This window comes from Fibrobacter sp. UWB1 (genome assembly GCF_002210325.1).
Classification (GTDB): domain Bacteria; phylum Fibrobacterota; class Fibrobacteria; order Fibrobacterales; family Fibrobacteraceae; genus Fibrobacter.
Genome location: NZ_MWQL01000005.1, coordinates 160,944 through 169,546 on the forward strand (window position 1 = coordinate 160,944; position 8,603 = coordinate 169,546).

The window sequence follows — 8,603 nt, forward strand, 5'->3', positions numbered from 1 at the left end:
CTACCGTGCAATCCGCACTTGCTTTACTGTGCCGTTCTTCACGGAGCGGAGCATGTAGACGCCCTGGACCTTGATGTCGCTTGTATTCTGGAGCACTGAAACGGCGTCGTCGATGGTGTAGGCGCGCAGGCGGCCGAGTCGGACGCCGTTCAGGTCAAACACGTCGTATGCCTGGAGGGTATTCGCCTGCAGGTGGAGGCTGCTGCCGATTGCAATCGTGGAATCGGTAATAGTCGTGTCCCTCGCAGTGGTATCTTCCTGAAAATTGAAATATTCCTTGAGCCAGGTCATTGCCGGGCGGTCTATGCCATCCCTGATAATGCCGGAACAGTTAATCCCTGGGTTTGTGATGCATTGCATTAAGGATTGCCCATAGAGATAGCCCCATAGGGTGACTCCTACTACATATTCGGTTTCCATGAAAACAGGAATATGTTCCGCGAAGCAGTTTTTTTGAATACTGTCTATTTCATTGCTGATGTTGTATTCAGAAATGAGTAGAGGCGTTTCTGTTTTCTCGTAAATCTCCTGAAGGGCGTTCTTGAGCAAGTCTGGATTGTAGCATTTCATGGGGCCGGTTCCCATCACAATCAAATCGTTGCCTTCAAGTCCGTAGGCGTCAACTGGGGCCCCGTTGTTCTTGATCGTATTGATTAGGTCGATCCCTTCATTTCTTTCCCACTGGATTGTGTTGTAGTCGTTGTAAATGAGGATTGCTTGGGGCCAGCGTTCGCGGGCCATCTTGAATGCGGTGGTTATGAATTTATAGTCTTCGTTGTCGCCGCCAAGGGCTTCGATAATTTTGTTGTTGCTGCCTATTTGTGAATGGATTCGCCTGGCTTCACTGACCACGTTGATGTATTCTAGATCCGGATAACGCTCCGCAACGGCATCGAACCACGCGGTAATGGCTTCTTTTGTTTCGTCCGCACTAAGGTCTCTAAGCCAAGAAGGGTTTCCCGAAGCCCATAATAGGGCATGAAATTTGAATGTAGCCTTGTTCTCTTTTGCCCAGTTGTAGGGGATGTCGCATTCGGAAAAATCGAAGGTACCGCGAGTTTGTTCGACGGTTCGCCAAGTGCATTGCCTTTCTGGGGTAATCTGATTCCAATAAGTCCCGAAGTCAGAAGGGACAGGCCCTTCGACAGTTGTACTGCTGAGGAACTTTGCCGCACCGTCGGCAAGGCCAAGGGCGAAAACGCTACTCACGGCCACGCACAAAAGGGCCACAGGCGCAATTTTTAAAATTCTAGAAGTCATAGCTATCCATTATAAACATATATTCCCTTTAGGGATAAATTCCCAGGGTTGCGCTGTTTGTCGTGGATAATATGTCAATATGCAGAAAGGAACCTTGCGGTTCCTTTCTGCCTGAAATGTCGATGAAATTAATCGTCGTTTTCGTTGCCCGAGGGCTTAGCGCAGCGGTCTCTCGACCAGTTGGTCTGCTTGAAGCAGGCGCTTCTGGTGTAGCAACATCCGTTGGCGTTGCTAGCTGTTTTTTCGCATTCGCAAGCAATACCGTCGTTGTTACCATCAGCGTCGACAAGTTCGCCGCTAGCGCAGACCACCATAAATCCCTCACCATGGTAAACATTGTTGATGCAGGTCTGGAGGGTGTTGTGGCATAAGCCGAAGTAGGTTCCCAGGGCGTTGCACGATACGCGGCGCGTCTCGTTAGTAAGGTCGAATTCAAAATCTTCCACGCGTTCTTCAGGAGCGGAGACTGGTTTGTGATTCGTCCAGTTGTAGCCGTGAACTTCTTTCGCTGCCATCTTTTTACTAGGAATCAGGTCCTTCCATTTCTGTTTCGTCTCGAAACTCCTGAACGGCGGGTAGTCGGGGTCTTCGTCCTTGAGAATTTGTTTGCAACGTTCCTCGTTGTAGCAGGGGTTTGGATTGGAAGGCGCTCCGCCCATTGGCTCACCCCAGCAGGGATCACAATTCGAACATTGATCCGTGTCGCATTCGTTCTCCATCTTCTGTGGATCGGTGCCTTCTCTACAAGCGACGGGGCATTGGTAATACTCCTTGTCGAGCGGGTCGAACTTGTTATGGAGCCTTTCCCATTGCCCGTCGACGCACCTGTACATGATGGCGTTGTTGTTGATGTCGTTGTCGCACCTCAGTTCTCCGTTAAGGCATTCGCCGCAGATGGCCTTGTCGGTACGGCACGACTTGTTGCCGCATATGGAAACGGCCTTCTTGGCTTCGCCGGCGACGCATTCGTAGACGGTTCCCTTTCCTTCGTCATCGTTGGTGCATGTGTGTTCGTAGTTCGTGCACTCGCCGCAACCGTTGTCGCGCGGGTCGCAGGATTTCCCGTTACAGCTCTCGGTTACTTTCTTGCCCTTTTCGCAGTGGGTGACGGTCGCCTTGAAGTTCTTGTCTTCGGTACAGGTCTGTACGTCATTGAGGCATTCGCCGCAGTCCGTGCCCTCTTCGTTACAAGATACTGTGCCGCACGAGCGGTTCACGACGATTCCCTTCACGCATTCCTTGACAATGCCGATGCTTGCAGGGCTGTCGGAGCATGTACTCTTGTAGCTGTCGTCGCACTCGATTTCAACAGCGTCCTTGTTCGCACATTCCTTGCTCTTGGTGTTGCAGAGAACGCCTTCGTCGCAAGTGGTTTCTTTACAGACGCAAGCCCCGTCTTTTGCCGTACCGCCAGATGCCTTGCACAAGTCGGCGAATGTGGTCGCGGTCGAGGAAGAACTGGCGGTGGAGTCTATGTCAGTTGGTTTGCTCTGGTTGCCGCAGATGCCCGTGATGGTGTTGCAGACCGCACCGACGTCGCAGAGTTCGTTTTTGCAGGAGCAGGCACCGTCTTTTACCTTGCCACCGGAAGCCTTGCACAATTCGGTAAATTTATCGAGTTCCGCCTTGGTCATGGACGAGGAACTTGCTTTTTGGCTAGACGAACTTGAGGAACCTGTCGATTCCTTGGTGGCAACGGGAACCCAGTTCGCGTCGTCGCAGTAATACTGGGCGTCTTCTTTTTTGGCGTAGACGGTATCGCCTTGGTTGTCTTCTCCGCAAATTCCGAGTTCGTAAATCGAGTTGACTTCGGTAATCACCTTGCGGCTAGAGAGTCGTCGTCGCTACAGGCAACGAAAAAAGCGGCTGCAGTGAGTGCAGGAAACAAAAGGAATGAAATTTTTTTCATTTTAGCCTCTGCTTTTATCTTTTGTTCAAATATATCTAGAATTTAGGGAGGTGTCAAATCAGGGTATGGGCCGATGGGAAGAATTCACTTATTTGCAGCCCGTGCGGTCTGTTCTCTAGGATGGTGCGCACGGTGTTCCTGCTTTATAAATTCCTTGTCGATGTGCGTGTAAATCTGGGTTGTGCTGATATCGGCGTGGCCCAGTAGTTCCTGCAGTACGCGCAGGTCCATGCCCGCTTCAAGGCAGTGGGTGGCAAAACTGTGCCGGAAGGTATGCGGCGAAACTTGCTTGCTCAAGTGCATCGTATGCAATTGTACGATTTTCCAGGCTCCCATGCGGCTCATGGGCTTGCCTCGGGAATTGAGAATTATGTTGTCTGTAGCCGGGTGGGTGAGTGGGCGGCCAAGCTCGATCCAGGCTTTCAGATTTTCTTTGGCTTTGCTGCCGAGCGGCACCAGGCGCTGTTTGTTGCCTTTCCCGATGGGGGTAAGCCATTCATTATCGAGATCGAGTTGCGAAAGCTTGATGCCGAGGGCTTCTGAGATGCGTAGCCCCGCGCTGTACATGAGTTCGAACAGCGCCGTGTCGCGCAGCGGGTTCTTGCCGTTTGCCGCACTCTCGAATACGCTGTCGACCTCCTCGCGGGTCAGATATTGGGGCAAATAATGCCCGAGTTTCGGGCGATCCAGCATCGATTCAGTGCTGTAGTCGTATTCGCCCTGGTTCTGCATGTACTTGAGGAACCCGCGCAGGCTCGAAAAGTGCCTCGCGATGGACGTGGGGGAGTATTCCTCCTGTCCGGCGGTGAGCGTCAGGAAGTCATCCAACTTTTCAGGCGTTAAGTCCTTGAGATCAATGCCGTTTTCGTCGAGCCATACTACAAAATGCCGCAGGTCCTCCTGGTAGCTCTGGATTGTGGCGGGCGAAAGGTTGCGTTCCACCCCCAAAAACGCCAAATAGGCATCCATGCGGTTCGAATTGAGGCTCATGAAAAAAATATAGTTTTTTTTGAAAAATTGCGTTTTCACCCCTTGACAGCGGCCCATTTTAATTCTATAATTGTGCGCGTCCTAAGCGACTATGGATGATTAGCTCAGTTGGTAGAGCAGCTGACTCTTAATCAGCGGGTCGCAGGTTCGACCCCTGCATCATCCACGAAGACCTCTCCTCACGGAGAGGTTTTTCTTTTTTGGTATTATGGACTAGTTTACAACATTATTATTATTTTCCCATAACCTTGTTCCATATAAAATGCTATATTGCGAGTGAAAAGTTTTGTTTTTGAGGAATTGGATTTAATGAAGATTGTTCTGCCCGTCGCCGGTAACGGACTGCGTCTGCGTCCTTACACCGAAAATGTGCCGAAATGCCTGCTTCCTGTAGCGGGCAAGACGATTTTGGATTGGATTGTTGAAGATTCTTTGAGCTTAAAGCCCGCTGAAACGATTTTTATTACCGGCTACAAGGCCGAGGCTGTAGACTCCTTTTTGGAAAAACGTCCTGCTTGGGGTAAGACCCGTGCCGTGGTCCAGTCCAACCCGCAGGGCTTGGGCGAAGCGGTCAGCCTCGCACTGCCTTACGTGGATGATGACGAACCGGTCCTGATTATTCTGGGCGACACCCTTTTTGAAGCGGACCTTTCCATTCTCCATAATGTGGACGAAAATATTCTTTATACCTACAAGGTCGAGGACCCGCGTCGTTTTGGCGTGGCCGTGACCGACAGTACCGGTCGTATTACCCGCCTGGTCGAAAAGCCGCAGGAATTCGTGAGTGACGAAGCCATTGTGGGTATATACTACATTAAGGATACCAAGGTGCTCAAGCAGAGTCTCAAGTACCTGATGGATAACAATATCCGCACCAAGAACGAATTCCAGTTGACAGACGCTCTCCAGATGATGCTCGAAAAGGGCTGCCATTTCCGTACGGCTCCGGTGCAAAAGTGGCTGGACTGCGGCCTAGCAGAAACCTTGCTCGAAACCAACGCCCATGTGCTCAAGCGCATCGACAATTCCGCTTCGGTAAATCTCCCTGGCGTGAAGGTGATCGCTCCGTGCTACATCGGCAAGGGTGTGAAGATTGCGAACAGCACCATCGGTCCGAACGTGTCGGTAGGCGACGACTGCGTCATCGAGAACAGCACGATCAGCAACGCCGTGCTATGGGATTCCGTCAAGGTGAGCGGCCAGACGCTTGACAACGTGATTCTGCACGAGTAATTTTACTAAATCATTTAAGAAGCCGCCCCGGTTCACGGAGCGGCTTTTCATTTGTGTGACTATTCGTCTTTTACGCAGCGGACGTTTAGGCCGGTTCCCTTTGTAAAACGGTACCCTGCTGGGGATCCTGCTACAACTGTATTTCCGCTTATTTCAAAGTGGTGGTAGTAGCTGGAGGAGTAATACTCATATGGAACCGCCGATGTAACTACGTTGATATAGCCGTAAGCGGTGTCTGCGTTCGTAAGCGAAGAGTCTTTGTACCAGAGTCCCGCCATGCGGCGATCGTAATCGAATGAACCGTTGTCCGTGCGTATGCCTGTGCCCCTGAGTTTGAATAAACTGGTTTCGCCCCGATAGCCGTATGAATTTTCTTGCCAGTACTTGGAGTCTCTTATTTCGGTGGATTTTAAGCTTTTCAGCATGTCGCGATACTCGTAGGCATCGGGAAGGTGCCAGCCTGTAGGACACGCCGTTTGTGCCGCATTCCATGTATAGAGTTTTCCGTAAGTATCGCAATTGCGGTCTATATTCTGGAAACACCAACTGTTCGTTGTTTTGTAGTTCAGGTTTTCGACCATCCAGGTTTGTTCGCCCAGCTGGAGGGCTTTGTAGCTTTGCCCGTCTCGGGAATCCTTTACCGTTTCGTAGACTGGAGTCCATTCATCACCGGAACAGGTGAATTTTATGTGATTATATATGAATGTTTCGCTACAGGATGTCGCTTGAGCGATTTCGTCTAATGACGCTATTGACCACCAATTTGTTTTGCATATGTAATAGGTGCTGTCCAAAAGCGCTACTTTGCCTTGGTTTTGGGCTCTGCATAGACCTTCTTGGATTGCGATATCTCCAATATATCGCCAGGCGTAATTTCCATTAGCAGGATCTCCATCAGCAGGAGTGCATTGATGAATTCTGTTCTTGTAAGATACCAGCCATCCGGCTACCGCACTAGGACATGTGGCAATGTTGTTTTCTTCATTTGGCGTAATCCATTTTTGGTTTGCGCAAAGGTATTGGACGTTCTTGTAAACGGCAATAGCGCTGTCGTTTTCTGTAGTGCATTCGCCGAGGCTGTATTGTTCTTCGGTAATGGCTTTCCAACTACCAGAAGAGCATTCGTAGTAACTTGTTCCTGACTTTTTTCTTTCACCGTTGTTTTTAGTGGTGCATAGGCCGATGCTTTTTTCAAGTGTGGTCTGTAGGCGCCAAGTGCCGTTGTCGCAAACGTAACCCTTCAATAAACTGTCTTGAGTTGCCGCGGTGCAGGTGGCATAGTCGTTAATCGAAAGCCTTGTCCAGCTGTATCCGGCAGCGGTTTCTTTGCATTCGTATCCGAGAGAATCTTTGTGCGGGATTTTTCTGACTCCGAGGCTATCCTTGCTGCACATCCCGTATGTGTAAGAGAGCGAATCTATTTTTTGCCATACGTAGTCTTGGCAATGGTAGTAGGCCCTGGGGGTAGTGGTGGTCCTATACATGGAGCCGGCATTTTTCTTGGTGCAGATTGACATGCTGCTGACCGGAGGGGCTGGAAGTTCAATCCATTTTAGGTTGAAACAGGCGTAGGTCTTGGAATTGTAGGTGTAGAGGACGTCTTTGAGAGAATCGGTGCAGGCGCCGTAGTATTCTTCGGCGGTAGGTGTACGCCATTCTCCTTTGTCGCAAATGTACGTGCTTTTCAGTGTCCCTTGCATTTTGTTGTTGCAAAGCCCGTAGCTGTTTTCGATGCTGGTCGTTTTACGCCAGGCCTTGTTTTCGCATACGTAAGAATAGCCTGCCACCTTGTAAATGCTGTCTGTCTTGGACGTGTCGCATGCGCCGACGATGTATTCAGGATCGGTGGTGGCTGTCCAGGAGTAATCGTTGCAAATGTAATACGTGGTGTCGTAGTAAGATGATCTGGGCTTTATGCGTAGAATTTCGCCAAAACGGTCCTTGCTGCACACGCCCGAGTCAAGTTCGATTTGAACCATCTTTTGCCAAGTCGTGCCACGGCAAATGTAGCTCGTGTCGCCGTAAGATGCAGTCTTGCCGTTGTTTGCGGAGGAGCATTCGCCCGTAGCTTCAGAAAGGGTCAGAACATGCCAAAGAGTGCTGTCGCACTTGTAGGTCTTGTTGTCGGTGACCTTTGTCTTACCGGCAAGAGCCTTGGTGCAAACACCGAGCTTGGCTTCGATTGCGGTCAGCTCGCGCCAGTTCTCGTTCAGGCAGACGTAAGCGGCGTTCTTATAGAAGGTTTCGTTTTCGTTCTTCTTGGTGCATTCGGGAACGTTCTTGACTTCTTTGAACCAAACCCCGAATGTGCAGCGGTACAAGCTGGAGTCCTTCAATACGGTTTTCTTTTCGCCGTCGGTACAAGTGGAATCCAGATCGGCAATCGTTTTCACCATGGTGGTGGAGTCGAAGTAGCTGCTGCTCGAGGGGAGGATTACCTCGAATTCGCTGCTGCTGTAGCGGGCGGAGGAACTGGAGTACCTGTTGTTTGAGGAACTATACCTGTCATAACTGGAGGAGGAATAGTAGTCGTCAAATAGGTCGGAATAATCTTTTTCGGCGTTGTACTCTGAACCGTAGCCGCTGCATGACGAAATCAGGCTTATTCCAGAAAAAAAAGCGGCACAAACAAGGGCTGTCTTTATGTAAAAAAATAGGGAACTTTTTTTGCGTATAATTTTGCGCATAAATCCTCCGTAACTGAATAAATAATAGAATATTTACATTACTTTTGGGAGGGAGAACAAAAACGAAAAAGACCTTCCGGAAAGAAGGTCTTTTTTCGCGGGATAGACGAGGCTTGAACTCGCAACCTCCGGCGTGACAGGCCGGTGCTCTAACCAAAATTGAGCTACCACCCCAGTGGTTTTGTTTAGCTAGTTTCCTAACCGAACGAGCCAAATATAAAAAGAACGTTCAGCATTGTCAAGGGATGTGGGCGAAAAAAGACGAAAAAATGCAAAAAAAGACGAGAGCCAAGATTTCTCTTGACTCTCGTCTTTAATTTTTCGTATCCGGTAGGGAAGTGCAGGACTGGATTGGACGAACCCTGTCTACTGCCTACTTCCTACTGTCTACTCGCCGAAGGCGGCTTACAGGCTGATCAATCCTTCGGTATCCTTGCTCATGGCATCGTAGAATGCGTAGCGGGCGTCAACTTCCTTCTGGAGGTCGTCGGCGAGCTTCTTGGCCACTTCCGGATTGCTACGGG

General features: G+C 50.0%; 5 protein-coding genes and 2 tRNA genes. 2 read left to right on the forward strand and 5 right to left on the reverse strand.

Annotated features, from left to right (window positions below; genetic code table 11):
* The 3 genes from B7988_RS06140 to B7988_RS06150 form a co-directional block, all read right to left on the reverse strand.
* Positions 1-1,260 carry an endo-1,4-beta-xylanase gene (locus tag B7988_RS06140; protein WP_088657224.1) on the reverse strand — a complete coding sequence of 420 codons (1,260 nt, stop codon included), beginning with the start codon at positions 1,258-1,260 and terminating at the stop codon, positions 1-3.
* Between the two features lie 128 nt (positions 1,261-1,388).
* Positions 1,389-3,080 carry a hypothetical protein gene (locus tag B7988_RS06145; RefSeq protein WP_088657225.1) on the reverse strand — a complete coding sequence of 564 codons (1,692 nt, stop codon included), beginning with the start codon at positions 3,078-3,080 and terminating at the stop codon, positions 1,389-1,391.
* A gap of 173 nt (positions 3,081-3,253) precedes the next feature.
* Positions 3,254-4,159: a tyrosine recombinase gene (locus B7988_RS06150; RefSeq protein ID WP_088657238.1), complete on the reverse strand. Its 906-nt coding sequence runs from the start codon at positions 4,157-4,159 to the stop codon at positions 3,254-3,256.
* A gap of 93 nt (positions 4,160-4,252) precedes the next feature.
* On the opposite strand from B7988_RS06150, the gene B7988_RS06155 reads away from it, so the two are divergent.
* Positions 4,253-4,325: transfer RNA gene (locus B7988_RS06155), tRNA-Lys, on the forward strand.
* A 143-nt stretch (positions 4,326-4,468) separates the two neighbouring features.
* Positions 4,469-5,392 carry a sugar phosphate nucleotidyltransferase gene (locus B7988_RS06160; protein ID WP_088657226.1) on the forward strand — a complete coding sequence of 308 codons (924 nt, stop codon included), beginning with the start codon at positions 4,469-4,471 and terminating at the stop codon, positions 5,390-5,392.
* A gap of 59 nt (positions 5,393-5,451) precedes the next feature.
* Here the strand turns inward: B7988_RS06160 and B7988_RS06165 are convergent, their stop codons facing one another.
* Both B7988_RS06165 and B7988_RS06170 read right to left on the reverse strand, forming a co-directional pair.
* The gene (locus tag B7988_RS06165; RefSeq protein ID WP_088657227.1) at positions 5,452-8,079 is read right to left on the reverse strand and encodes an FISUMP domain-containing protein; all 2,628 of its coding nucleotides are present in this window, start codon (positions 8,077-8,079) and stop codon (positions 5,452-5,454) included.
* Between the two features lie 98 nt (positions 8,080-8,177).
* Positions 8,178-8,253 (reverse strand) — tRNA-Asp (locus B7988_RS06170).
* Positions 8,254-8,603 lie beyond the last annotated feature (350 nt).

Bases quoted from the DNA above. Each gene is read 5' to 3' on its own strand.
- B7988_RS06140 (WP_088657224.1), bottom strand. From the start codon at position 1,260: ATGACTTCTAGAATTTTAAAAATTGCGCCTGTGGCCCTTTTGTGCGTG.
- B7988_RS06150 (WP_088657238.1), bottom strand. From the start codon at position 4,159: ATGAGCCTCAATTCGAACCGCATGGATGCCTATTTGGCGTTTTTGGGG.
- B7988_RS06160 (WP_088657226.1), top strand. From the start codon at position 4,469: ATGAAGATTGTTCTGCCCGTCGCCGGTAACGGACTGCGTCTGCGTCCT.
- B7988_RS06165 (WP_088657227.1), bottom strand. From the start codon at position 8,079: ATGCGCAAAATTATACGCAAAAAAAGTTCCCTATTTTTTTACATAAAG.